General features: G+C 63.2%; 22 protein-coding genes. 12 read left to right on the plus strand and 10 right to left on the minus strand.

Annotated features, from left to right (window positions below; genetic code table 11):
* The first annotated feature begins 3 nt into the window (after positions 1-3).
* From lysA to REH59_RS27825, 5 genes are read left to right on the plus strand one after another with little or no spacing between them, the layout of a single operon-like run.
* Complete coding sequence (lysA, locus tag REH59_RS27805; RefSeq protein WP_010955746.1) at positions 4-1,251, plus strand: diaminopimelate decarboxylase; 1,248 nt, start codon at positions 4-6, stop codon at positions 1,249-1,251.
* A 4-nt stretch (positions 1,252-1,255) separates the two neighbouring features.
* On the plus strand, positions 1,256-2,086 hold the full coding sequence (dapF, locus tag REH59_RS27810; protein WP_014754812.1) for a diaminopimelate epimerase: 831 nt from the start codon (positions 1,256-1,258) through the stop codon (positions 2,084-2,086).
* Positions 2,087-2,099: 13 nt separating this feature from the next.
* Entirely contained in the window at positions 2,100-2,810 is a 711-nt protein-coding gene (locus REH59_RS27815) for a DUF484 family protein (protein ID WP_003253646.1), read from the plus strand.
* Entirely contained in the window at positions 2,810-3,709 is a 900-nt protein-coding gene (xerC, locus tag REH59_RS27820) for a tyrosine recombinase XerC (protein WP_003253645.1), read from the plus strand. Before REH59_RS27815 ends, xerC begins: the two co-directional genes overlap by 1 nt.
* A complete protein-coding gene (locus tag REH59_RS27825) occupies positions 3,706-4,401 on the plus strand; it encodes an HAD family hydrolase (RefSeq protein WP_003253644.1) in 696 nt (231 codons plus the stop codon). The genes xerC and REH59_RS27825 overlap by 4 nt, the downstream gene beginning before the upstream one ends.
* 180 nt (positions 4,402-4,581) lie before the next feature.
* On the opposite strand, the gene sutA is transcribed toward REH59_RS27825, so the two are convergent.
* The 3 genes from sutA to glnK all read right to left on the minus strand — a co-directional run bounded on the left by sutA (position 4,582) and on the right by glnK (position 7,057).
* On the minus strand, positions 4,582-4,911 hold the full coding sequence (sutA, locus tag REH59_RS27830; protein ID WP_003253643.1) for a transcriptional regulator SutA: 330 nt from the start codon (positions 4,909-4,911) through the stop codon (positions 4,582-4,584).
* A gap of 429 nt (positions 4,912-5,340) precedes the next feature.
* Positions 5,341-6,672, minus strand: coding sequence for an ammonium transporter (locus REH59_RS27835; RefSeq protein WP_003253642.1), 1,332 nt, complete (start codon positions 6,670-6,672; stop codon positions 5,341-5,343).
* Between the two features lie 46 nt (positions 6,673-6,718).
* Complete coding sequence (glnK, locus tag REH59_RS27840) at positions 6,719-7,057, minus strand: P-II family nitrogen regulator (RefSeq protein WP_002555808.1); 339 nt, start codon at positions 7,055-7,057, stop codon at positions 6,719-6,721.
* A gap of 519 nt (positions 7,058-7,576) precedes the next feature.
* Between glnK and REH59_RS27845 the strand changes: the two genes are divergently transcribed.
* Positions 7,577-7,843 carry an accessory factor UbiK family protein gene (locus REH59_RS27845; protein ID WP_003253640.1) on the plus strand — a complete coding sequence of 89 codons (267 nt, stop codon included), beginning with the start codon at positions 7,577-7,579 and terminating at the stop codon, positions 7,841-7,843.
* Positions 7,844-8,197: a gamma-glutamylcyclotransferase family protein gene (locus tag REH59_RS27850; protein WP_004575824.1), complete on the plus strand. Its 354-nt coding sequence runs from the start codon at positions 7,844-7,846 to the stop codon at positions 8,195-8,197.
* Here the strand turns inward: REH59_RS27850 and REH59_RS27855 are convergent.
* A complete protein-coding gene (locus REH59_RS27855; RefSeq protein ID WP_121784204.1) occupies positions 8,151-10,220 on the minus strand; it encodes a DUF4034 domain-containing protein in 2,070 nt (689 codons plus the stop codon). The genes REH59_RS27850 and REH59_RS27855 overlap by 47 nt on opposite strands.
* 262 nt (positions 10,221-10,482) lie before the next feature.
* Here REH59_RS27855 and REH59_RS27860 point away from each other — a divergent pair, with 262 nt between their 5' ends.
* Complete coding sequence (locus tag REH59_RS27860) at positions 10,483-11,973, plus strand: YifB family Mg chelatase-like AAA ATPase (protein ID WP_108079038.1); 1,491 nt, start codon at positions 10,483-10,485, stop codon at positions 11,971-11,973.
* A gap of 33 nt (positions 11,974-12,006) precedes the next feature.
* Here the strand turns inward: REH59_RS27860 and REH59_RS27865 are convergent, their stop codons facing one another.
* From REH59_RS27865 to REH59_RS27875, 3 genes are all read right to left on the minus strand, one after another.
* Entirely contained in the window at positions 12,007-12,435 is a 429-nt protein-coding gene (locus tag REH59_RS27865; RefSeq protein ID WP_014861342.1) for a DoxX family protein, read from the minus strand.
* 205 nt (positions 12,436-12,640) lie between these two features.
* Positions 12,641-13,009 carry a response regulator transcription factor gene (locus tag REH59_RS27870; RefSeq protein ID WP_173881306.1) on the minus strand — a complete coding sequence of 123 codons (369 nt, stop codon included), beginning with the start codon at positions 13,007-13,009 and terminating at the stop codon, positions 12,641-12,643.
* The gene (locus tag REH59_RS27875; protein WP_004575820.1) at positions 13,006-13,998 is read right to left on the minus strand and encodes a response regulator; all 993 of its coding nucleotides are present in this window, start codon (positions 13,996-13,998) and stop codon (positions 13,006-13,008) included. The genes REH59_RS27870 and REH59_RS27875 overlap by 4 nt, the downstream gene beginning before the upstream one ends.
* Before the next feature lie 239 nt (positions 13,999-14,237).
* Here REH59_RS27875 and REH59_RS27880 point away from each other — a divergent pair, with 239 nt between their 5' ends.
* Positions 14,238-19,286, plus strand: a complete 5,049-nt coding sequence (locus tag REH59_RS27880) for a trifunctional serine/threonine-protein kinase/ATP-binding protein/sensor histidine kinase (protein ID WP_320450373.1) — start codon at positions 14,238-14,240, stop codon at positions 19,284-19,286.
* 96 nt (positions 19,287-19,382) lie between these two features.
* Here REH59_RS27880 and ycaC (REH59_RS27885) read toward each other — a convergent pair whose 3' ends face one another.
* Together ycaC (REH59_RS27885) and REH59_RS27890 are read right to left on the minus strand one after the other, a co-directional pair.
* Entirely contained in the window at positions 19,383-20,009 is a 627-nt protein-coding gene (gene ycaC, locus REH59_RS27885) for an isochorismate family cysteine hydrolase YcaC (RefSeq protein WP_003253573.1), read from the minus strand.
* Positions 20,010-20,082: 73 nt separating this feature from the next.
* A complete protein-coding gene (locus REH59_RS27890; protein WP_012054076.1) occupies positions 20,083-20,445 on the minus strand; it encodes a helix-turn-helix domain-containing protein in 363 nt (120 codons plus the stop codon).
* Positions 20,446-20,625: 180 nt separating this feature from the next.
* Between REH59_RS27890 and REH59_RS27895 the strand changes: the two genes are divergently transcribed.
* The 3 genes from REH59_RS27895 to REH59_RS27905 all read left to right on the plus strand — a co-directional run bounded on the left by REH59_RS27895 (position 20,626) and on the right by REH59_RS27905 (position 24,609).
* Positions 20,626-21,612, plus strand: coding sequence for a GlxA family transcriptional regulator (locus REH59_RS27895; RefSeq protein ID WP_014861340.1), 987 nt, complete (start codon positions 20,626-20,628; stop codon positions 21,610-21,612).
* A 228-nt stretch (positions 21,613-21,840) separates the two neighbouring features.
* A complete protein-coding gene (locus tag REH59_RS27900; RefSeq protein WP_265536568.1) occupies positions 21,841-23,628 on the plus strand; it encodes a monovalent cation:proton antiporter-2 (CPA2) family protein in 1,788 nt (595 codons plus the stop codon).
* A gap of 687 nt (positions 23,629-24,315) precedes the next feature.
* A complete protein-coding gene (locus REH59_RS27905) occupies positions 24,316-24,609 on the plus strand; it encodes a hypothetical protein (protein ID WP_012054079.1) in 294 nt (97 codons plus the stop codon).
* 349 nt (positions 24,610-24,958) lie between these two features.
* On the opposite strand, the gene ycaC (REH59_RS27910) is transcribed toward REH59_RS27905, so the two are convergent.
* Positions 24,959-25,588, minus strand: coding sequence for an isochorismate family cysteine hydrolase YcaC (gene ycaC, locus REH59_RS27910; protein WP_010955763.1), 630 nt, complete (start codon positions 25,586-25,588; stop codon positions 24,959-24,961).
* Positions 25,589-25,645 lie beyond the last annotated feature (57 nt).

Below are 25,645 nucleotides of genomic sequence, written 5' to 3' on the forward strand. Positions count from 1 at the left end.
CAGATGAACGCTTTCAACTACCGCGACGGTGAGCTGTTCGCGGAAGGCGTGGCCTTGTCGGCCATTGCTGAACGTTACGGCACCCCCACCTATGTGTACTCGCGTGCCCACATCGAGGCCCAGTACCGTAGCTACGCAGACGCCCTGCAAGGCACCGAGCACCTGGTGTGCTTCGCGGTCAAGGCCAACTCCAACCTTGGCGTGCTGAACGTGCTGGCGCGCCTGGGCGCAGGCTTTGACATTGTCTCCGGTGGTGAACTGGAGCGTGTACTGGCCGCTGGCGGGCGTGCCGACCGCGTGGTGTTCTCCGGCGTTGGCAAAACCCGTGAAGACATGCGCCGTGCCCTGGAAGTTGGCGTGCACTGCTTCAACGTCGAATCCACCGACGAGCTGGAGCGCCTGCAAGTAGTCGCCGCCGAAATGGGCAAGGTTGCCCCGGTGTCGCTGCGGGTCAACCCGGACGTCGATGCCGGTACTCACCCGTACATCTCCACCGGCCTTAAAGAAAACAAGTTCGGCATCGCCATTGCCGATGCCGAGGCCATCTACGTACGCGCCGCACAGCTACCGAACCTGGAAGTGGTCGGTGTCGACTGTCACATCGGCTCGCAACTGACCACCGTCGAGCCATTCCTCGACGCCCTCGACCGCCTGCTGGTGCTGGTCGACCGCCTGGCCGAGTGCGGCATACACCTGCGCCACCTGGACCTGGGTGGCGGTGTCGGCGTGCGCTACCGCGACGAACAGCCACCACGGGTGGCCGACTACATCAAGGCCATCCGCGAACGCGTGGGCGAGCGCGACCTGGCCCTGGTGTTCGAGCCTGGCCGCTACATCGTCGCCAACGCTGGCGTGCTGCTGACCCGCGTGGAATACCTCAAGCACACCGAACACAAGGACTTCGCGATCATCGATGCAGCGATGAACGACCTGATCCGCCCGGCCCTGTACCAGGCCTGGATGGGTGTCAGCGCGGTCAAGCCACGTGCAGGCGAAGGCCGTGCCTATGACCTGGTCGGCCCTATCTGCGAGACTGGCGACTTCCTCGGCAAGGACCGCGTACTCAACCTGGCCGAAGGTGACCTGCTGGCCGTAGAGTCCGCGGGCGCCTATGGTTTTGTCATGAGCTCCAACTACAATACCCGCGGCCGTTGCGCTGAAATCCTGGTCGACGGCGACCAGGCGTTCGAAGTACGCCGCCGCGAGACCGTCGCCGAACTGTATGCTGGCGAAAGCCTGCTGCCGGAGTAAGCCCATGCTGCTGCGTTTTACCAAGATGCATGGGCTGGGCAACGACTTCATGGTCCTGGACCTGGTCAGCCAGCACGCGCACATTCAGCCCAAGCACGCCAAGCAATGGGGTGACCGTCACACCGGCATCGGCTTTGACCAGTTGCTGATCGTCGAGGCGCCGAACAACCCGGAAGTGGACTTCCGCTACCGCATCTTCAACGCCGACGGCTCCGAGGTCGAGCAATGCGGCAACGGTGCGCGCTGCTTTGCCCGCTTTGTGCTGGACAAGCGCCTGACCGCGAAAAAGCGCATCCGCGTGGAAACCAAGAGCGGCATCATCGTGCTGGACGTGCAGAACGACGGCCAGGTGAGTGTCAACATGGGCCCGCCGCGCTTCATCCCTGCCGAAATTCCCTTTGTCGCCGACGCACAAGCGCCAAGCTACCCGCTGGAAGTTGACGGCCAGTTGTACTCGATAGCCGCCGTGTCCATGGGTAACCCGCACGCCGTGCTGCGTGTCGACGACGTGTCTACTGCGCCTGTGCATGAGCTGGGCCCGAAGATCGAAAACCACCCACGCTTCCCACAGCGGGTGAATGCCGGCTTCATTCAAGTCATCGACCGCCACCGCGCCAACCTGCGCGTGTGGGAGCGCGGCGCCGGCGAAACCCAGGCTTGCGGCACCGGCGCCTGCGCCGCAGCCGTGGCGGCGATCAGCCAGGGCTGGATGGATTCCCCGGTGTCCCTCGACCTGCCCGGTGGTCGCCTGCACATCGAATGGGCCGGCCCCGGCAAGCCCGTGATGATGACCGGCCCGGCCGTACGCGTCTACGAAGGACAGGTTCGTCTCTAAACGAGTAACCGCCATGACCGATCAGCCCAAGGTTGTACCCAAGCAGTCCGCCGAGCTCGATGCCGAAGCGGTGGTCGCCTACCTGCGCGCCCACCCCACCTTCTTCGCCGAGCACGACGAGCTGCTGATCGAACAGCACATCCCGCACCAGCGAGGAGACAGCGTGTCGCTGGTGGAACGCCAGCTCAAGCTGCTGCGTGACCGCAACATCGAAATGCGCCATCGCCTGTCGCAACTGATGGACGTGGCCCGCGACAACGACCGGCTGTTCGACAAGACCCGCCGGCTGATCCTTGACCTGCTCGATGCCGGTAGCCTGGAAGAAGTGGTAATGGCGGTCGAAGACAGCCTGCGCCAGGAATTCCAGGTGCCCTTCGTCAGCCTGATCCTGTTCGGCGACAACGTCGCGCCGGTGGGGCGCTGGGTCAGCAATGCCGAGGCGCAGCAAGCCATCGGTGCCCTGCTGGGCGGTGGCAAGACCGTCAGTGGCAACCTGCGCGAGCACGAGCTGGCTTTCCTGTTCGGTGAAGAACAGCGCCGGGAAGTAGGCTCCAGCGCCGTGGCAGCTCTTGAGTACCAAGGGCTGCATGGGGTTCTGGCCATCGGCAGCCGCGACCCGCAACACTACAAGAGCAGCGTCGGCACCCTTTTCCTCGGCTATATCGCCGAAGTGCTCGGCCGCGTTGTGCCACGCGTTACCCAGACACTGCGCTCGGTACGCTGATGAAACGCCAGCTGGAGGCTTATTGCGCACACCTGCGCAACGAGCGCCAGGTGTCGGAGCACACCTTGCTGGGCTACCGTCGCGACCTGGAAAAAGTCATCGCCTACTGCAAAGAACACGGCATTGCCGAGTGGCAGGCACTGCAAATCCAGCAACTGCGCCAGCTGATCGCCCGTTTGCACCACCATGGCCAGTCCCCGCGCAGCCTGGCACGCCTGCTGTCGGCAGTGCGCGGCCTGTACCGCTACCTCAACCGCGAAGGCCTGTGCCAGCACGACCCGGCCACCGGCCTGAGCGCGCCCAAAGGTGAGCGTCGGCTGCCCAAGGTACTGGATACCGATCGCGCACTGCAGCTGCTCGATGGTGGCGTCGACGACGACTTCATTGCCCGGCGTGACCAGGCGATCCTCGAGCTGTTCTATTCCTCAGGCCTACGCCTATCGGAACTGACCAACCTCGACCTTGATCACCTCGACCTCGCCGCTGGCCTGGTGCAGGTACTGGGCAAGGGTGGAAAAGCCCGCGTACTGCCGGTGGGGCGCAAGGCTCGCGAGGCGTTGCAGGCCTGGTACCGCTTGCGCGGCATCGGCAACCCACGCGACCGTGCAGTGTTCATCACTCGCCAGGGCAATCGCATCAGCCCCCAGGCAGTTCGGCTGCGGGTAAAGGCCGCCGGTGAGCGTGAGCTGGGCCAACACCTGCACCCGCACATGCTTCGCCACTCCTTCGCCAGCCATGTGCTGGAATCATCCCAGGACCTGCGCGCGGTGCAGGAGATGCTCGGCCACGCCGACATCAGCACGACGCAAATCTACACCCACCTGGACTTCCAGCACCTGGCCGCGGTGTACGACAGCGCCCACCCTCGGGCCAAACGCAGCAAAGGCACAGACTCATGAGCATCAAGCTGATCACCTTCGACCTTGACGATACCCTGTGGGACACCGCGCCGGTGATTGCCACCGCGGAAGTCGTGCTGCGCGACTGGCTCGAGGCCAACGCACCCACCCTCGGCAGCGTGCCGGTGGAACACCTGTTCGCCATCCGCGAGCGCCTGGTGCAAGCAGAGCCCGGCCTCAAGCACCGCATCAGTGCCCTGCGCAGGCGCGTGCTGTTTCATGCCCTGGAAGAGGTCGGCTACAGCGAGCAGCACGCACAGGCGCTGGCCAACGAAGGCTTCGAAGTGTTCCTGCATGCCCGCCACCAGGTGGAGATCTTCCCAGAGGTGCAGCCGGTGCTTGAAATCTTGCGCCATCAATACATCCTGGGCGTGGTCACCAACGGCAATGCCGACGTCAGCCGGCTAGGGCTGGCGGATTACTTCCGCTTTGCGCTGTGCGCCGAGGACCTGGGCATCGGCAAACCAGACCCTGCACCATTCCTTGAAGCGTTGCGCCGCGGCGAGGTGGACGCGGGTGCGGCAGTGCACATCGGCGATCACCCTGGCGATGACATTGCCGGTGCCCAGCGCGCCGGGTTGCGGGCGGTGTGGTTCAACCCGCAAGGCAAGGCCTGGGCTGGCGATCAGGCGCCGGACGCCGAGATCCAGCGCCTGTCGCAACTACCTGACGTGCTTGCACGCTGGCGCTGACGGGGCCGCTTTGCGGCCCATTCGCGGGCACGCCCGCTCCCACAGGGACCGCGCAGGTCCTGAACCCTGTGGTGAACCTGTGGGAGCGGGCATGCCCGCGAAGAGGCCGGCACGGGCAACACAAAACCCACAGGCGTAAAAAAGCCCGCAGCGACGGCGGGCTTTTTTGCGATCAGCCACTCAGATAGGGCGGCTGCCGTACTTGTTGTCCGGCTTCTTGGGCGGGTCAGCGACCACGTTGGCCTCGACTTCCTGCACCTTGCCACCACGAGAAAGGAATTCTTCCATCGCCTTGGCCAGTGCATCACGCTCTTTCTGCTTGGCTTCCATGCTCGGCATCTCGTCTACCGAGACTGCTGCCTTGGATTTGCCCTTGGCAACGGGTGCCGGGCTGCTGTCGTCATCGCCAGCGTCTTCCACGCCGTCGTCAGCCGCCCCTTCAAGGACCTCATCACCCTCGTCTTCGTCGCCTACTTCGAGGTCATCATTTTCCAGATCGTCGTCGCTCATGTTCTACCTCATGACTTGCGAAAAGCAGGTTGGTTATAGACCAGTGCAGCCGTAGACCGGCAGCCACCAGTGAAAATTCAACTGGCCGTGGGTTAGGCCACTGCCCTTGGGTCGGCACTCCTGATGGGAGGCGGCACCCAGCAGGCCCTGCTCCTGGCAGGACCTGACAAATCCATTAGCCCCTGCTGGCCACACGCTATTGGCAAGCCTAGCAAAGGCTGGCGAAGTGTGTGGACTACTCGTCAAACACCCTTCGGCGCGCATTCTAGCGCGCCCGTGGAAAAAGCAAAGCACCATAAACGCCCTGTGGCTTGTAAGTTTTTTACCTACGTCACGAACGTGCCGAATAAACCGTTTGCCGTGCGGGAAATGCTGAAAAACTGGCAAAAAAATGCCCGGCAAGCCGGGCAATTTTTTACCGCGTCGCAGTTACAGGTTGTAGCCGCGTTCGTTGTGCTGAGCCAGGTCGAGGCCGACCGACTCTTCTTCTTCGTTGACCCGCAGGCCCATCACCACATCCAGCACCTTGAGAATCACGTAGGTGACGATGGCGGTGTAGACCACGGTGAAAATCACACCTTTGGCCTGGATCCAGACTTGCATGCCGATGTCGGTGACGGTACCGAAGCCGCCCAGCGCCGGGGCCGCGAACACACCCGTGAGGATGGCACCGATGATGCCGCCAACACCGTGCACGCCGAAGGCATCCAGGGAATCGTCATAGCCGAGTTTGCGCTTGAGCGTGGTGGCGCAGAAGTAGCAGAGCACACCCGAAACCAGGCCGATAATCAGCGCACCAATCGGCCCGACGGTGCCCGCAGCCGGGGTGATGGCAACCAGGCCAGCAACCACGCCCGAAGCGATGCCCAGAGCACTTGGCTTACCGTGACCGACCCACTCGGCGAACATCCAGCCCAGGGCGGCGGCGGCGGTCGCGATCTGAGTCACCAGCATGGCCATGCCGGCAGTACCGTTGGCGGCAGCAGCAGAGCCTGCGTTGAAACCGAACCAGCCGATCCACAGCATCGCTGCGCCCATCAGGGTATAGCCGAGGTTGTGCGGGGCCATCGGCGTGGTCGGGTAGCCCTTGCGCTTGCCCAGTACCAGGCAGCAGACCAGGCCTGCGATACCGGCGTTGATGTGCACCACGGTGCCGCCAGCGAAGTCCAGTACGCCCCAGTCCCACATCAGGGCACCGTCACCGCTCCACACCATGTGTGCGATCGGCGCATACACCAGGGTGAACCAGATACCCATGAATACCAGCATCGCCGAGAACTTCATGCGCTCGGCAAAGGCGCCGACGATCAAGGCCGGGGTGATGATGGCGAACGTCATCTGGAAGGTGATGAACACCGCTTCAGGGAACAGCGCGGTGGCCGAGGTCAGGCTGTTGGGCGTGACGCCGCTGAGGAAGGCCTTGGAGAAGCCGCCAACGAAAGAGTTGAAGTTGAGCACGCCCTTTTCCATACCGGCGGTATCGAAGGCCATGCTGTAGCCGTAGACGACCCAGAGAATGCTCATCAGGCCGGTAATTGCAAAGCACTGCATCATCACCGACAGCACGTTCTTGGAACGCACCATGCCGCCATAGAACAGGGCCAGGCCTGGAATGGTCATGAACAGCACCAGCGCCGTTGCGGTCAGCATCCAGGCGGTGTCGCCGGAGTTCAGCGCTGGGGCAGCTTCCTCTGCCAGGGCAAGCCCGGGCATTACGAGGGACAATAGGGCTCCTAGCCCTGCGATCTTACGCAGAGTCATGTTGTTTTCTCCTGGGGCGTTGGGTTTGGTGAGGCTTTGTTGCTGCTTAGATCGCGTCGGTATCGGTTTCGCCGGTACGGATGCGGATTGCCTGCTCCAGATTCACCACGAAAATCTTGCCGTCACCAATCTTGCCGGTGTTGGCTGCCTTGGTGATGGCTTCGATTACCCGATCAAGGTCCTTGTCATCGATGGCGACATCGATCTTCACCTTGGGCAGGAAATCGACCACATATTCAGCACCGCGATACAGCTCGGTGTGGCCCTTCTGCCGACCGAAACCTTTGACTTCGGTGACGGTGATGCCCTGCACGCCGATTTCCGACAACGACTCGCGCACGTCGTCCAGCTTGAACGGCTTGATGATGGCTGTGACTAGCTTCATGAAACTCTCTCCCGATTTGGTGGACTTGCCCCAGGAAAACAAACCCGTCTCAAGTCTAAGCGCAGCGGTTGGCTTTGTAACGCGTCGTCGGCATCCGGCTCCGCGTGCGCACTGCCTGGTCACAAGGAACTGCTTCAGTGCATGGCTCGTACAGGTCTTTGCAGAAACCTTGCCAGTTCGGACAAAGCGCCGAAAAACAGAGCGTTATGTGATTTGGTCGGGATTGGCCAGTCGCCAGCATTGGAAACATGCACAATTTCGGTGCGCCGAGGCGGGGCAAGCTGCGCGAAAAATGTGCAACTGATTGAAAACCGCACGCGCTCTTTGTGGGGGCGGCCTTGCGTCGCGATGGGGCTGCGAAGCGCCCCTACGATTTGTGCCTTGGTGCCGATATTGCCGGGGCCGCTGTGCAGCCCAATCGCCACGCAAGGCCATTCCCACAAAGGCCAATGTGCACTCAGGCGCCAGGTTTGTGCGTGCTACACTAACGGCCATTTCTCCGTTTCAGTGGACAGCCCCATGCTCGCGCCCAAAGCCCTTCTCGATGCCCTGAGCGACCAGGCCTCGCGCCTGTTCAGCAGCGATGCCGCCCAGCCCCGTGCGGAACTGGAAAGCCAGTTCAAAGTGTTGATGCAAGGTGCCTTCAGCAAGCTGGACCTGGTCAGCCGCGATGAGTTCGACAGCCAGATGGTCGTACTGGCGCGCACCCGCGCACGCCTCGAGGCCTTGGAAAAACAGGTAGCCGAGCTGGAAGCGCGGCTGAACCCAACTTCACAGGATGAGTGAATGCAGCCCTCCAGCGCATACCCGGTACTGTTGTTTTCCTACGGCACCTTGCAGGATAAAGCCGTGCAACTGGCCAACTTTGGCCGTGAGCTGAACGGCCAGGCCGACCGTATGCCGGGCTACCGCCTGGACTGGGTCGAGATCACTGACCCGGACGTACTGGCGACCAGCGGCAAGTCCCATCATCCCATCGTTTCCCCCAGCAGCCAGGCCAACGACAGCGTGGCCGGTATGGTCTTCCAGATCAGCGAAGACGAACTGGCAGCGGCGGACCGCTATGAAGTTGCCGACTACAAGCGTGTCGCCGTCACCCTCGCATCGGGCCTGACAGCCTGGGTTTATGTGCGCGCCTGAGCCCCTCCGATGCAGGTTGAACCCGTAACGACTCGGCGTGGGTAAAGGCCTGTTTCGGTGGTAGCTCGCTTGCATGCAAGGTGCCGCGGAACAACGCCGCCCCGCACTGAGTAAACAATGTCTTCACCCGGTTGTGCGAATTGAGGATCTGGGCCTGGATATCACCAATGGCCGTATCCCTTGGTTGCAAGCTGGCCGCTCGGTTGACCCATTCGATGGCGGCAAAGCGGCTTTGCTTGCGGGTGCCACGCCCCTGCATCCAGGCCAGCCCCAGTTCGGCGCTGGCACGCCCTGCAAGCCACGGGTCCGGGTGCTCGACCAGGCTCAGCAGGTAAGCAACCGCCTCGGTCCGCTCCTGCACCTCACCAAACCGGCGCAACAAAATCCCCAGATGCAAACGCGCACGCGCGTTGATCTGCGGGTTGCCCAGCGCGTCGACAAGCAGGCGCCTGACCGCCAGCATGGCACTGCGCTCGTTCAAATCCTCATCGCCGTCCATGCGCAGGCAGGCCAGGTTGTATTTGGCCTGCCTGCTGCCCGCCTCCACCGCACGCTGCAGCCAGTACCCGGCGGCCTCGTCATCCAGGTAATGCGCCGGGGTGTTGGCCAGACAGCCATGGTGCAGCTCGTACAAGGCCAGGGCAGCACCCGGCAGGTTCAGTTCGGCGAAGCGTTCGTACAGGTAGCAGGCCACTTCATGCCGGTTGGCTGCCCACAGCACCCGTGCCACTTCAAGCACTTCGAACCCCGGTGCCTGGCCCGCGCACTGGCGATTCACCGCCCGTTGCAACCATAGCCTTGCCTGCTCGGCCGAGCGTGGCAGCGCCCACAGCCCAAAACGGTGCCCGGCCGCGCGTAATGCACAGGCAGCAGCATGTGAACGGCCGTCACACAGGCGCTCAATAGCGCCGTGTAGCAGTTGCCTCTCATCTACCATGCCATCGCGCAGTATCAGCTCGACCAAACAGCGAAACGGCACGCCCATGGCGCGGATGGCGCCAAGATCGGCATTGCACGCCACGCTCGCGGCAAAGTCGCGCATAGCGCCAGCATGGTCGCCCAATGCCCTGCTGTGCAGCGCCCCCCGCCATGCCAGAACGACAGCACGTTCCCTGGGCCTCAACGGGCGTTGTGACCAGTCTTCGAACACGTGCTGCCAGTCGGCGACGGCCTGCACCTTGTCAGCCTGTGGCAGCTTCAGCCGGCCTTCGACAGCCATCCAGCGCAGCGCATTACGCAAACGCTCGTCCCAGGTTGCGCACAGCGGGCCATTGACCAACAGCTCGAACGCATCGAGGCTGCCGCCCCAGCGGGGCAGCAGGTACACAGCAAGGGCCTGGATCGCTTCGAAGCAACCGGGGCGGGCGATCAGCGCATGGCGCAGCCAGTAATAGCGAGGGTCCTCGTTTTCATGGTCGACCCGCTTGCCCAGGTAGTGCGGCAGCGCCTGTGGCAGCTCGGCCAAGGGCAACAACCCATGCCTCACCAGCAACGGCGCTGCAGTTTCCTGTACCTCTACATCGGCATGGGCACTGGGCCTGAAGCGTGCAGGCTCCCCCTGGAACAGTTGGAGCAACCAACCAGGCTCATGGAGCTGCGCACTGATGCGCAGCATGCCAATGGCCGCTGCCACGGGGTGCGCAGAGCGGTCCATTGCACGCAACAGGTGCGCGGTGGCGGATTCACAAATTTGCGCGACCGCCAGCAAGCGTGCAGCGTTGCGTGGGCCATCAACCTGCACCTGGCAGGCCCGGTGGAAGCAGTGCATACCCATTACCACTTGTGGGTGGTAAGCCCTGGGGCACGCGTCAATCCAGGCTCTGAGCACTTGGCTCAGGGCCCTGTCGCCCTGGTTTTCCTGGTCGAGCAGCATGTGCCCTTCAATGGCCGCCAGGTAGGCCGGGAACTCGCCGGGCGGGGCTTGGCGCCATTGAGCCTCAAGCCTGTCGAAAAAGCGGTTGAGTTCAACGAATGCACTGGCCTGCACCAGTTCGCGAATTGCCTGGTGCGTGCGGGTGAGCATTTGCACGGTGCAATACCTCAAGTCCATTTGAAAGAAGACGCAGTGCCATCCCATGGCAACTGCGGTTGCCCAACAACACTAAGTCATACCTGACGACTGCGCAAAGCCTATTGGATCCATTTTTGCCGAAGCGCATGAAAGCGCAGGGAAAACCCCTGCCCTGAAAAACCACGACGCACACTTGTTGCGCCTGCCATGGCAGCACTGGCTATTCTTTGCCCAGCCGCAGGAAGCGGCATTTTCCAGCAACAACGGAGTGTTCATGTCTCTAGCTCTCGTCCACAGCCGCGCCCAGGTAGGCGTGCAGGCACCGGCGGTCAGCGTCGAAACCCACCTGGCCAACGGCCTGCCTCATCTCACCCTGGTCGGCCTGCCGGAAACCACGGTCAAGGAAAGCAAGGACCGGGTGCGCAGCGCCATCGTCAACTCCGGGCTGAAGTACCCGCAGCGGCGCATTACCCAGAACCTCGCCCCCGCCGACCTGCCCAAGGATGGCGGCCGATATGACCTGGCCATCGCCCTGGGCATCCTCGCCGCCGACGGCCAGGTGCCGATTGCCACCCTGGTCGATATGGAATGCCTGGGCGAACTGGCGCTGTCGGGGAAATTGCGCCCGGTGCAGGGCGTGCTGCCTGCGGCACTGGCGGCACGCGAAGCAGGCCGGGCGCTGGTGGTACCACGGGAAAATGCCGAGGAAGCCAGCCTGGCCGGCGGGTTGGTGGTGTATGCGGTGGGCCACCTGCTGGAGTTGGTCGCCCACCTGAACGGCCAGGTGCCGCTGCCGCCCTACGCAGCCAACGGCCTGATCCTGCAGCAACGCCCCTACCCGGACCTGAGCGAAGTGCAGGGCCAACTGGCAGCCAAGCGTGCCTTGCTGCTGGCTGCGGCCGGGGCGCACAACCTGTTGTTCACCGGGCCGCCCGGCACCGGCAAGACCTTGCTCGCCAGCCGCCTGCCCGGGCTGCTGCCACCGCTGGACGAGCACGAAGCGCTGGAAGTGGCGGCAATCCAGTCGGTCAGCGGGAAAGCGCCGCTGAACAGCTGGCCACAGCGCCCCTTTCGCCACCCCCATCACTCTGCGTCCGGCCCGGCGCTGGTCGGTGGCGGTAGCCGACCGCAACCAGGTGAAATCACGCTCGCCCATCACGGCGTGTTGTTTCTCGACGAACTTCCGGAGTTTGAGCGGCGCGTACTGGAAGTGCTTCGCGAGCCACTGGAGTCAGGTGAAATCGTGATTGCCCGTGCCCGCGACAAAGTGCGTTTCCCCGCGCGCTTCCAGCTGGTGGCGGCGATGAACCCCTGCCCTTGCGGCTACCTGGGCGACCCCACTGGCCGCTGCCGTTGCAGCACCGAGCAGATCGCGCGCTATCGCAACAAGCTGTCCGGGCCACTGCTGGACCGCATCGACCTGCACCTGACCGTGGCTCGCGAGAGCACTACATTGAACAACCAGCCTTGCGGTGAAACCAGTGCCGATGTCGCCGTCAGGGTGGCTGAAGCGCGGGAGCTGCAGCACAGGCGACAAGGGTGTGCGAATGCATTTCTCGACCTTGAAGGTTTAAGGCATCACTGTGGGTTGGTAGCGGCGGACCAAGTCTGGCTGGAAGGGGCCTGCGAGCGGCTGACCTTGTCGCTACGCGCGGCGCACCGGTTGTTGAAGGTGGCGCGGACGTTGGCGGACCTGGAGGGATGCGAGACGATTGGCCGGACGCACCTGGCCGAGGCCCTGCAGTACCGGCCGGGGAGCAGTTAGATTGCCAGGGCTGCTTTGCAGTCCCGAAAGCTGTCAGGTAACCCTGTTCCGCCAGATGAATCCGGAAACCGAGTAAACCCCAGGCCCTGTCAAAGCCAAGCCGCCATAAAGCGCCACCAGTAACCAGGCAAACTGGCCCTGCTCCAGTGTCCAGTCCGGGTGCACCACCACCAGCGCCACCAGCAACACCGCCAGCACGGGCAGGCAAGCCAGACGTGCAGCGATCCCCAGTAGCAGCAGCAGCGGGCAAACCACCTCGGCAAACACAGCCAAGGCCAAGGTCAGTGTCGCGCCCAGGCCGAAGGGGTCTTCGATGCGCTGCAATTCCTCGCTCCAGTCCAACAGCTTGGGCAGGCCGTGAATGAACAGCAACAACAAGGCAGCCGTTACCCGCATGAACAGCAGGCCGGTGGCGGTCAGGGTTGAGGGATGGGGGTCGAGAAAGGGTTTCAAGCGTGGCATGGCAAGGGGGCTCGCTAATCGATCAACCTGCGGAGCATTGCGCATTTATTCAGAGATTGATTGCGCAGGTGTGCTGAGAGGGGTCTTAAAGGAGAAGGCCTATTCGCGGGCGAGCCCGCTCCTACAATGACCACCTGGGCGTCAGGGGTTGTGATGCCCCTGCAGGCGCGGGTTTACCCGCGAAGAGGCCGGCACAGCCAATACCTCACTGACCGCCGGCCAAAGCCTCTTCAACCACCTTCAGCAGCACCTCTTCAGAAAACGGCTTGCCCAGGCAGGCCAGTGCCCCAAGGCCCATCGCTGCCCGTACCGAGCCATCATCCCAATGTGCCGACATGCAGATCACCGGCAAGCGCCTCCCCCGCTGTGCCAGCTCACGCTGTACCTCCAGCCCGCTCATTCCCGGCATCTTCAGGTCCAGCAACACACAACCCGCCTCGCCCGCCAGTGGCGAGGCCAGGAAGGCGTGCCCGGCGGAAAACGACAAGGTCTCGAACCCCGCCGAGCGCAGCAGGTTAGCCAGGCTTTTGCGCACCGAGGCATCGTCGTCGACGATGCACACCCCTCTGCTCATGCGCCGCCCAGGCTCGCAGACCGCGCTCCGAGGAGGTTGTGCATGGCCGCAAGCTCCAGCAGCGAGCGGGACTGCATCTTGTTCATGATGTTCTTCTTGTGCACCTTGGTCGTCACCTCGCTGGTGCCGATCTGCCTGGCGATCTGCTTGTGCGACAAGCCGCCGACCACCAGTGAGAAGACCTGGCGCTCACGCTGAGTCAGGCGCTGGTACTTTTCCTCGACCTGACGCGCCTGCAGCCACTTGCGGCCTTCGGCCACGGCACGGGCGCGCACTGCCTGCAACAGGGTCAGCAACTGGTCTTCATCGAACGGCTTGGTCAGAAACTCCACCGCCCCGGCGCGCATGGCCTGGACGGTCATCGGGATGGTGCCGAAGCCGGTCATGAACACGATCGGCCAGGGCAGCGCCAGCCGGCACAGCGCATCCTGTACCTCCAGGCCGCTTGTACCCGGCAAGTGCATGTCCAGCAGCAGGCAGGCACAGGGGGTTTCCAGGCGGGCCTCGAACAGCGCCTCGGCACTGGCAAACAAGTGGTGCGGGATGTCCTGCGAGCGCAACAGCCGGCCCAACGCGGTGCGCACTGACGGGTCGTCATCCACCACCAGCACCGGCACATTCACGCGCTCATCGAGCGGCTCGACAGTCTCGGCCAGGCTGCGCAGCAATGACCTGCCCAGTGCCTGACCAGGCACCTCGAGGCTGATCTGCGCGGCCAGGCGATAGCCCCGGCGCGGCACGGTCTGGATCAGGCTACGGTCGCCAAAGGCCTTGCGCAGCAAGGACACCTGCACCTGCAAGTTATTGTCCTCGACCACCGTGCCGGACCACACCTGGCTGAACAACTCGTCCTTGCCGACCACGCGGCCCTTGGCCCTGATCAGCGTGGCCAGCACGTCGAAAGCGCGCCCACCCAACAGGATCGGCTTGCCGTCGACAAAGACTTCGCGCCGCTCCAGCGACACCTGGGCATTGCCTATTCGGATCATGGCTTCCTCGCGCGGGCACAGGCGTTTTCGCTGCCCTGGGCAGCCTAGGCCAGCGTACGCGTTCAGACAATTATCCCGAGGGATAGGTTGGACAAAGGACTATACAAAAGCCCGCCAGCCCTCAGGGGACGATAACGGACAACAGCGTGCCCGTTCCTGCCAAGCAGGATGTAACCCGCATCCACGCTGGGCCCGCTGCGTATACTCGCGCCTCAGGATGTCGCTAGCGGGGGTGCTTTATGCTCGATGAACGCCTTGCCCACAGGCCCATCGATTACGACCAGTCAATCGACGAGGGCTGGCTGAACCGGTGCGAGATCAGCGCGCTGGGCAAGGAAGGTGAGCTCAGCTATTTCCGCCTGCGCGACCCCGCTTCACATCAAGCCTGGATCGCCGTGCGCGCGCCGCTCGAGGCACCTTCCGCCTGTCAGCGCCTGGAGCGTGACTACCGCCTGCAACTGGACCCGCAGTGGGCGGTGATCCCCTCGGCGTTCGTGCGCTCGGCCGAAGGCCCCTTGCTGGTGTACCCGGCCGGCCTCTCAGTCGCCGACCTGATCGCTGAAGGCCCTGCGGCGCTGGAGCCGTTTCTTGACATCGCGGTGAACGCTGCCCATGCGTTGGCGCAAGCGCACGAACGCAATGCGCTGCACGGTACATTGCAGCCCGAACATGTGTACCTGCGCGCCCACCAGCGGGTGCGCCTGGGCTTCTTTCGCGCCGACCCAGCAGAACGGATCAGCGAACAGGGCACCCCGCTCGGCAACTGGGCCTACCTGGCGCCGGAGCAGGTTTGCCCGCACGGAAGCAGCAGCGACCGACGCAGTGATATCTATGCCCTGGGGGCAATCCTCTACCAGTTACTGGTAGGCGAACTGCCGCTGGCCGGGCGCGACACCCAGCACTGGCGACAGCTGCATGCTGGTGTGCAGCCGCGGGCGGCCAGCGAAGTGGACAGCAAGGTGCCGCCCCCCCTCAGCCTGGTCCTGGCAAAGGCCTTGGCCAAAGAGCCGGACGCCCGCTACCAGAGCGCGCGCGCCTTTGCAGTGGACTTGGCTCACTGCCAGCGGCAGTGGGCCGCCCACAAAACCATGGCACCCTTCACCCCAGGCTGCGCCGACCCGGTAGCACCCGACCACGCACACCTATATGGCCGCAGCGCCGAGCAAAAGGCTATCACCCTGCTGCTCAAGGCCTTGCATCGCGACAGCAAACCACAAGCCCTGGTCATCAACGGCGCTACTGGCATGGGCAAGTCGAGCCTGGTCAAAGCAGCTCTCAAGGACAACGCCGAAGGTTACTGGGCCGTCGGCACGTGCAACAGCCACGCCCAAGCAGTGCCCTACACGCCCTGGATCGAAATACTCGGTGCCCTGACTACCCAGTTGCTGGCCAAGAACAGTCAGGACCTCGTCACCCTGCGCCGCGAAATCCAGCGCCGTATCAAAGGTCACGGTCGTCTGCTCGGCAAGCTGGCCCCGGACCTGCAACTGATTCTCGGCCCCCTGTCCCAATTACCCGCCAAGCCCACGCGCCTTGTGTTGCAGAAGGAGCTGCACGCGATCATTGAATTTCTGCAGGTTTTCAGCCGACCTGGCCAACCGCTGGTGCTGTTCTTCGACGACCTGCAATGGGCCGACGACGCCACCCGGCACCTGTTGGCCCAACTGCTGGCTGAAGCGCCGGCCAACCTGCTGCTGATTTTCACCCGGTGCAACGATACGCCCACCACCAGTGCACCGCTGGCCATACCCGCAGCGGTGCGCAGCACCACGCTGAACCTGCGGCCGCTGGCCGTTGGAGCGGTGGCCGAGCTGATTGGCGAGCGCTTCCATGTTGCCCCCGAGGCCGCATTTCAACTGGCCGAGCGGGTGCATGGCAAGACGGCGGGCAACCCGTTTTTCATCAACCAGATTCTCAGGGCCATGGTCGAAGACCAGCTGTTCATCTTCGACACCCAGGCCATGCGCTGGTCATGGTGCCTGCAGGCCGTGGCCCGGCACTGCTACTCCGACAATGTCGCCGACCTGATGGTCCACCGCCTGGAGCGCCTGCCGGCACCGCAACGCGACCTGTTGCGGGTCGTCAGCGCGGCGGGCAGCCACTGCGATGAACACCTGCTTCGGCAAGTGCTCGCCCAACCGCCAGTCGAACCCTTGAAAGCCTTGATTGGCGCCGGCTTCCTGCAACCGGGCCAGAACGGCCTGGGCTTTACTCATGACCGGGTGATGGAGGCCGCTTATGCACTCACGCCCGTGCACCAGCGCGCCTCGCTGCATGCACGTATCGCCCTGGCCATGCGCCGGGCTTGGCCAGGCCACATGCACGAGGTGCTGTTCGAGCTCGCCAGCCAGCTACAACGCGCCACCCCATGCGGGTTTGCAGCGGATGACTGCGAAGCGTTCCTGCGGCTTTTACGCGAAGCCGCATCACGCGCACGCGACGCCGGCACCTTCGAGCAGGCCGCTGGCTACCTGCACACCGCCGAACAGTTGCTGCAGCACAGCGCCACGCTGGAAAGCCGCGCCACCCATGGCTTTGCCATCGCCTGCATGGCGACGGAGTGCGACATGCAACTGTCACGAACGCTCGCGGCCGAGGCCCGCCTCACTGAATGCCGCCAGCGTGCTCGCTCGGTGTTGGACCAGGCACGGGCGTGCCGGCTGCAGGCACTGCTGTACACCTTGCGCGGTGACTATCAGGCGGCCATCGACAGCGCCCTGGCCGGCCTGGACTTACTGGGTATCAGCCCGGTGCGGGGCCTCGACTGGCAACAGGTCGAGGCCAGTCATGCCCATGTGCAGGCGTTGATCGAACAGAAGGACCGGCATTGCCTGGAGTCACTGCCGCGCACCGACTCGGAGGAAGTGACGGTTGCCATCAGTCTGCTGGCCACTCTGTCATCATCATTCTTCGTGAAGGACGACATCAGCTTCCTGCACCTGGCCAAGCTCATGGAGTTGTCGCTACTGCACGGCGTTGCCCCTGGCAGCACCTACGGCATGGCCTGGTACGGCGTGATGATTGCCGAGCGTTTTGGCGCTTACCATGATGGCCATGCCTGTTGCCTGGCCGCGCTCAAGCTGATCGAACGGCACGGTTTCGACGCTGATCTGACCAGCGCGCTGCTGGCCCTGGACCAGGTCAGCGCCTGGACCTCGCCCATGGAATTCGCCCGACGTACCGCGCTGGACGCGGTCGACTCGGCGCGCCTGAGCGGTGACCTGGCGATGAGCTGCTATGCCTGCAACCACCTGGTTTCAGATTCGCTGTTCATGGGCCGCTACCTGCCGGACGTGGTCGAGGAAGTGGCGCAAGGCCTGGCCACTGTGCGCCGCCACGGCTACGGCGATATCGAGCAGATCCTGCTGGCCCAGCAAGCGTTCGTCGCCAACCTGAGCGGCATGCCCTGCCCGGCCCCGGCCGCCGCCTCAAGGTCGCCCACCACGCGGTTCTTCCAACACCTGTTCGCCGCCATGTGCGCCTTCTACATGGGCAATATCCCGAAGGCCATGCGCGACCTGGCATTGGCCGGCGACAATACCTGGGCCGCACCCGCGCACATCAATCTGGCCGACTATCACCTGTTCCGCGGCCTGGCCCTGGGCAGCCCCGAGGCCCCGGGCAGTCTTGCCGACAAGCTGCGCCAGTTGCAGGCCCTGCGCGAGCGCTTCAGCCGCTGGGCCGGCTTCAACCCGGCCACCTTCCGCAGCAAGCAGTTGCTGATCGAGGGCGTCATCGCCAAGCTCGAAGGCGACGGCCTGGCCGCGATCCGCTGCTTTGACCAGGCGCAAATCGCCGCCACCGCTGCCGGTTTCATCCACGAGCAGGCACTGGCCCACGAACAGCTGGCCGAGGTGTGCATCCCCAGCGGCCTGATCTCCGGCGCCAACCTGCACCTGCGCATTGCCCGCGACTGCTTCCACATCTGGGGCGCGACCGGCAAGGTGCATCAGCTTGAGACGTTGCATCCGTTTTTGCGCACCCAGGCGATTCAGGAGACCTATCGCGCCACCCACCAGGCCAGGCTGGACCTCGAAGCCGGCATCGAAGCCGCGCGGGCGCTGTCCGAGGAAGTGCTGCTCGAAGGCCTGATCGAAACCCTGATGGGCCACCTGACCCAGCACTCCGGTGCCGACCATGGCGCGCTGCTGATTGTGAGCGGCGCCGAATTCCAGATGGCCGCCCTGGCCTACATCGACGATGCCGGGCTGCACGTGAGCATGGACAACTGCCAGAAGTTCATGACCCAGGCACCGCTGTCAGTCATCAACACCACCATGCGCACCCGCAAACCGCTGGTGCTCAACGATGCCCTCAGTGAGTGCCCGGAGGCCTTCCGCCAACAGCTGCAGGCGCGCAGCGCCCGCTCGGTGCTGTGCCTGCCGCTGGTGATCCAGGGCGTGCTGATCGGTCTGGTGTACCTGGAAAACCGCCTTGTGCCCAACCTGTTCGGCGGTCAGCGCCTGGCCATGCTGGAAATCCTCGCTTCACAGGCAGCGGTGTCGCTACAAACGGCCAAGTTCTACACACGCCTGGCCGAAGAAAACCAGATCCGCGCACAGATGGAGGCTGAGTTGCGCCGCTCGCGTGCGGAACTGGCGCGCAGTGCGCACTTGCAGGCGATGAATGAGCTGTCAGCGTCCATCGCCCACGAGATCAGCCAACCGCTACTGGGCATCGCCTCCAATGCCGCGGCCAGCCTGCGCTGGTTGAAACGCCCCAATCCCGACCTGGAAGAAGCAATTGCCGGCCTGGAAGACATCCGCAACGACAGCGAACGGGCCGGCAACATCGTGCGGGCGCTGCGGTCCCTGGCCAAGCAGTCACCGATGCAACTCAAGGCGGTGAAGCTGGACGAATTGATCCGCGAGGTGGTGCGCCTGACCTCAGCCGACGCCGCCAAGGGCAAGGTGGATGTGCAGACGCAGCTGAAGGCCGGGGTGTGCGTGACAGCCGACCCGGTACAGTTGCAGCAGTTGGTGTTCAACCTGATTACCAATGCCCTGGAAGCGTTGTCGGGGTATCGCAGTGACGGGGTGCTGAAGATTGCGTCGGCGGTGGTCGAGGATGGGGTGGAGGTCTGCGTGGACGACAACGGGCCGGGGATCGCAGCGGACGAGCGTGAGCGCGTATTCGATGCGTTTCATACCACCAAGACCGGTGGCATGGGGATGGGCTTGGCGATCTGCAGTTCGGTCGCTCAGGCCCACGGCGGGCAGCTGCAGGCGCTGGTGTCGCAGTTGGGTGGATGCCGGATTCGTTTCAGTCTGCCTGTGCATCACGCATAGCCTGTGCCGGCCTGTTCGCGGGTAAACCCGCGCCTACAGTCGGCGCGGCCATTGTAGGGGCGGGTTTACCCGCGAAGAGGTCAGTACAGGTTTACATCAACGCGAGGCCAGCGCCGCGTAGCTGTTCATCAGGTTGCGGTAGTTGGGAATACGCTGCGACAGCAGGTTACCCAGCCCTTCGATGTCGTTGCGCCAGTCGCGGTGCAGTTCGCAGGCCACCGAGAACCAGTTCATCATCTGCGCACCCGCCTGGGTCATGCGCACCCAAGCCGCTTGCTGCACGGTTTCGTTGAAGGTGCCCGAGGCATCGGTCACCACGAACACTTCAAAGCCTTCCGCCAGCGCCGACAGGGTCGGGAAGGCGACGCACACATCGGTCACCACACCGGCGATGATCAGTTGCTTGCGGCCCGTGGCCTTGATTGCCTTGACGAAGTCTTCGTTGTCCCAGGCGTTGATCTGGCCCGGACGGGCAATGTAAGGCGCATCCGGAAACATTTCTTTCAGCTCGGGCACCAGCGGGCCATTCGGGCCTTGCTCGAAGCTGGTGGTGAGGATGGTCGGCAGGCCAAAGAACTTGGCCAGGTCGCCCAAAGCCAGCACGTTGTTCTTGAACTCATTGGGCGAAAAATCCTGCACCAGCGAGATCAGGCCGGTCTGGTGGTCGACCAGCAGCACCACGGCGTCGTCTTTGTTCAGGCGCTTGTAATCGGGTTGGCTCATGGGGGTGACTCCTTGGGTTGGGATAACGGGCCGGCACTGTCCGCAGGGGGTTATACCGGTGGATAGCTTCGGCTTAAGAAAGTACCTGCGCCTGCCGCCAGGCCTTGGGTGGCTGGCCGACCAGGCGGCTGAAAGCGCGGGTGAAATGGGCCTGGTCACAAAAGCCGCATTCCAGGCTCACATGGGTGATAGGCGCCTCGGTGGCGAGCAAGCGCTTGGCCTTTTCCATGCGCGCCAGCAGGCGCCAGGCCTGCGGCGAAAGGCCGGTGTTGACTTTGAAGGCGCGGGAAAAGTGGCTGCGTGTGAGGTTGCATACCGCAGCGATCTCAATGATCGACAACGGGCTGTGCAACATCAGCTCCTTGGCCCGGCGCAGCCGCGCGGGCGTGAGTGCGCCGGGGGTTTGCAGCGGCGCTTCGGGCGTCCCAGGGTACATGGCGACTCTCCTGTTCAATGCAGAAAGTCTCGCCCCCGGCACATGACGAAGTCCTGAGCCAAACCTGAATTGTTGTTAATTGTGCGCTGCTGGCCCTGGGCGTTTTGCCGATACCTTAAGATGCGTTTCGTATTCAGCTTCTGGCCGCTACCTGCGGCCGGCATTCAAGGCGACAGAGGCATGCAGGAAAAACCCGCCCACCGCACCGTGGCCATGGTGCTGTTCAACGATGTGCTACTGCTGGATGTCACCGGCCCCATGGATGCATTCGCCATCGCCAACCGGTTCTTGCCTGCAGAACGACAATATCGGCTGCTGACCTTGGCCGAGGGGCAAGCAGTGGTGCGCGGCTCATGCGGCATGAAGGTGGTGGCAGACCAGCGCCTGGAGGACTTGCCGGAGGCCGTCGACCTGTTGCTGGTGCCGGGCGGCCCAGGGGCCTATGACACCGCCCTGCCAGGGATTGAGCGCTGGCTGCCCAAGGCCGTACGCCAGGCGAAGCGCTTCGGCGCCATCTGTACCGGGGTGTTCCTGCTGGGGCGGGCCGGGTTACTGAATGGCTATCGCTGCACCACCCACTGGAATTACGTGGAGCGCCTGGCACAGGCGTTTCCCGAAGCCAAGGTGGAGACCGAGCAGATCTACGTGATGGACCGCTGCCTGATCACCTCGGGCGGTATCACTGCAGGGATAGACCTGGCACTGGCGGTGGTCGCCGAGGACCATGGCAAGGCGCTGGCCCTGGAAGTGGCCAAGGTACTGCTGGTTGCCCGCCACCGTCAGGGCGGGCAGACACCCTACGGGCCGTTGCTGGCTGCGGTACCACGCGATGACTCGCCGATTGCCCGGGTACAGGCCTATATCGTCGACCACATCGAGCAGGCGTTCACCGTGCAGAAAATGGCCGAACTGGTGGCCATGAGCGGGCGCAACTTTGCCCGGACGTTTCAGCGTGAGGTGGGCATTACGCCGCTGCAGTACCTGCAGAATGCGCGCATCGATCGTGCGCGCAAGCTGCTCGAATGCGGTGACCTGCCGATGAAGGTGGTGGCGGCGCAGTGCGGGTTTGGCAGTGACCGACACATGCGCAAGGTATTCTTTGAGCGAATTGGCATGACGCCGGCGCAGTATCGGGCACAGTTTGGTGGCGGTGAACAGTCGGATTAGCGCTGCCTTCCTCGCGGGCGCGCCCGCTCCCACAGAGACAGCAATGGCCTTGAAGCCTGGGTAATACCTGTGGAAGCGGGCATGCCCAGGTAAGCGCCGGCACCGATTGTCATCCTGAACAGGACAATGTTTCTTCCCGTCAGATGATTGTCTGACCCCACCCCACCCCTCAGAATTGTCCGTCAAACTGTTCGAACGCTGCCCCGGCAGCTCATGGAGTACGAGCCAATGCCACACGAAGGCAGCCTTCTACAAACTGCGGTGATCTTCCTGCTTGCCGCCGTCCTCGCCGTCCCCCTGGCCAAACGCCTGCAACTCGGTGCCGTGCTCGGCTACCTGCTCGCCGGTGTGGTCATCGGCCCGCAAGCACTTGGCCTGATTCGCGACACAGAAAGCGTGGCGCACATTTCCGAACTGGGCGTGGTCTTGCTGCTGTTCATCATCGGCCTGGAACTGTCGCCCAAACGCTTGTGGCTGATGCGCAAGTCGGTGTTTGGTGTCGGCACTGCCCAAGTGGTGCTGACCGGTGCAGTCATCGGCGCCATCGCCCTGTTCGGCTTCAGCCAGACGCTGCCAGCAGCCATCGTGCTCGGCTTGGGCCTGGCGCTTTCGTCCACCGCCCTTGGCCTGCAGAGCCTGGCCGAGAGCAAGCAGCTCAATGCACCGCACGGCCGTCTGGCGTTCGCCATCCTGTTGTTCCAGGACATCGCCGCGATCCCGCTGATCGCCTTGGTACCGCTGCTGGCCGCCAGTGGCCCGGACACCAGCCAAGGCGACAGCCTGCAACACGGCCTGAAGGTATTCGCCAGCATCGCCGTGGTGATCATCGGCGGTCGCTACCTGTTGCGCCCGGTGTTCCGCACCGTGGCTCGCACCGGCCTGCCGGAAGTGTCTACTGCCACCGCACTGCTGGTGGTGATCGGCACCGCCTGGCTGATGGAAGAAGCGGGTATCTCCATGGCCCTTGGCGCTTTCCTCGCCGGCCTGCTGCTGGCCGACTCGGAATACCGTCACGAGCTGGAATCGCAGATCGAACCCTTCAAGGGCCTGCTGCTGGGGCTGTTCTTCATCAGCGTGGGCATGGGCGCCAACCTGCGCCTGCTGCTGGAAATGCCACTGGTGGTGCTGGGCCTGACCCTGTTGCTGGTGGCCGTGAAGCTGCTGTTGCTGATAGGCGTCGGCCGCTTGGTCGGCGGCCTGAACAGCGCCAGCGCCCTGCGCCTGGGCATGGTGCTGGCGGCCGGTGGCGAATTCGCCTTCGTGGTGTTCAAGCTGGGCAAGGACCAAGGCCTGTTCGATACCCAGACCTACGACCTGCTGCTGATGACCATTACCCTGTCGATGGCCATTACCCCGCTGCTGATGCTGGGTTGCGCCCGCGCCCTCAAACGCCCGCAACCGGCGCGTGAAGTGCCCGAGCAATACAAGCAGATCCAGACGGATACGCCGCGGGTGGTGATCGTCGGCATGGGCCGCATGGGCCAGATCGTCGCGCGCATCCTGCGGGCACAGAAGATCCCGTTCGTTGCCCTGGAAACCTCGGTGGACACCATCGAGATGACCCGCATGTTCGAACAGGTGCCGGTGTTCTACGGCGACCCGCTGCGCCCGGAGGTGTTGCACGCCGCCAAGGTGGGTGAAGCGGAGTATTTCATCATCACCATTGATGACCCTGAAGCCGCCATTCATACCGCCGCACGGGTGAAGCGTCTGTACCCTCACCTGAAGGTGCTGGCCCGGGCGCGTAACCGCCAGCATGTGCACAAACTGGCGGATGTGGGCGCCGAGCCGATTCGCGAGACGTTTTATTCCAGCCTGGAAATGACCCGCCGGGCGCTGGTGGGGTTGGGCTTGAGCAATGAGCAGGCGGCGGACCGCATTGCACGGTTTACCCAGCATGACGAAGAGGTGCTGGAGGCCCAGGGGCAAGTGCGTGATGACCGGGCCAAGGTGATGCAGACGGCCAAGGAGGCGCGGGTGGAGTTGGAAAGGTTGTTTGATTCGGATGCGGATTGAGCCTTTTGGCGCATGCCTTGAGGGTTGTAGTGCCTGTGAGATCGAGCGCCGCCCGCGCGGCGCTTCGCGGGTAAACCCGCTCCTACGTTTGTTTCGGGCCAGTTATTCCTGTGGGACGCGCACGCGAGCCCCCTGGCGCACGCCTCGATATCGCGTCGTACAAACAAGGCGGTCGCGCGCGCCTGGCACAGGAGGGATTGGCCAGAAACAAACGTAGGAGCGGGTTTACCCGCGAAGCGCCGCGCGGGCGGCGCTCGATCTCATGGGCGCCCAAAAACTATCGCCAGGCACCTGGAAGCCATCCTGCAATTTCCTGACGATCACCTCGCCGCCATGACGCGAACACACAAAAACCATCACAAATCGTCTAATTCTCAGCTTGGTCCTACTTCCCCGCGAACCATTTCCTACGTTCACGCCAATCCCAAGGAATTATCCTACACACCGTGTCGACGCCCGTCTGATTGTCCAGGGAAGGCCTGCTCTCTAGGCTAACCGGGTCGCTGTCGGTTCAGCGATCGGGTGTGGAAACCCGGATGTGATGAAGGGCTGCCGTTATGGCAGTTGTGCGCGTGAGGCCGTTTGGCCTACCGGCTTGCCTTCTCCCCGGTTTTCCACCCCGCGCACAACTGCCGCCTTCTGCGTGGAAACGGGTGGTTGCAGTTCAATCCTGGAGAAGGAATTGCCATGAAAAGAATCGTCCCCGATCCACCCCTCCCCAACACCACACAACGCTCTTTCAGCCGCTGCGATGCCGGCCATCCCCCATTGTTCACCGTAAACCCCGGCGTTTCCGCCCACGATGCCCTGGTGCATGTCGCCCAATACCTGCGCGGTGCCTACGACTGTGGCTACAAAGCCTTGGAACATCTGGATGACACAGGCAAGAGCCTGTTCTGGAGCAACCTGAACGCGCTTGAAATGGCAGAAGGTCTGGTTGAGGCATTGCTGGATGGGATTGAGTCACAGCCCATGAACTGAGTCGCCTGTATCGGCCTCTTCGCGGGTGAACCCGCTCCCACAGAGCCCTCGTCGACACGGGGTGTCAGTACCAACCACAGAAAAGGGCCACTGTTTCCAGTGGCCCATCAGATGCTCGATATTCATATGCACACCTCAAGCCGGGGTGTGGAGGTCTCACCCTACACTGATGATTCAGCCATCGATGGGGTTCCTGATCCAGTTACTGCCGCTGAATGACAACTGGCTTCGCGCTCGGGTGAAACGCTAACAATGCCGCCAATACAGGTCAACGACTGGAACAAAGCGCAACAAAAAAACCGGCTCTCTATAGAGAGAGCCGGCCTTTGTGCGCGTTGCTGGTGGTTGATTACTTACCCGCAGTCAGCGCGTTATAGCTGGTCATCAGGTTGCGATAATCCGGAATGTGGTTGGAGCAAAGTGCAGCCAGCCCTTCGACATCGTTGCGCCAGTCGCGGTGCAGCTCGCAGGCCACGCCGAACCAGGTCATCAGTTGGGCACCCGCCTGGCTCATGCGGTCATGCGCGGCATCACGGGTCATCTCATTGAAGGTGCCGGAAGCATCGGTCACCACGAACACCTCAAATTCTTCCTCCAAGGCCGACAGCGCCGGGAACGCCACGCAAACCTCGGTCACAACACCTGCAATGATCAGCTGCTTCTTGCCGGTCGCCTTCACCGCCTTGACGAAATCCTCGTTGTCCCAGGCGTTGATCTGGCCAGGGCGGGCAATGTACGGCGCGTCCGGGAACAGGGCTTTCAGTTCCGGCACCAGCGGGCCGTTGGGGCCTTGCTCGAAGCTGGTGGTGAGGATGGTCGGCAGGTTGAAGAACTTGGCCAGGTCAGCCAGCGCCAGCACGTTGTTCTTGAACTTGTCCGGCTCGATATCGCGCACCAGCGACAGCAGGCCAGCCTGGTGGTCGACCAGCAGTACGGCAGCGTCGTCTTTGTTCAGGCGGTTGTAGGTGAATTTGCTCATGGTCTGTGCTCCCAAGGGTTATGAATTTTTCAGCAATTCGGGGTGTTTCGCGTTGAT

Origin of the sequence: Pseudomonas sp. BO3-4, assembly GCF_034044115.1 — a bacterium.
Lineage (GTDB): Bacteria > Pseudomonadota > Gammaproteobacteria > Pseudomonadales > Pseudomonadaceae > Aquipseudomonas > Aquipseudomonas alloputida.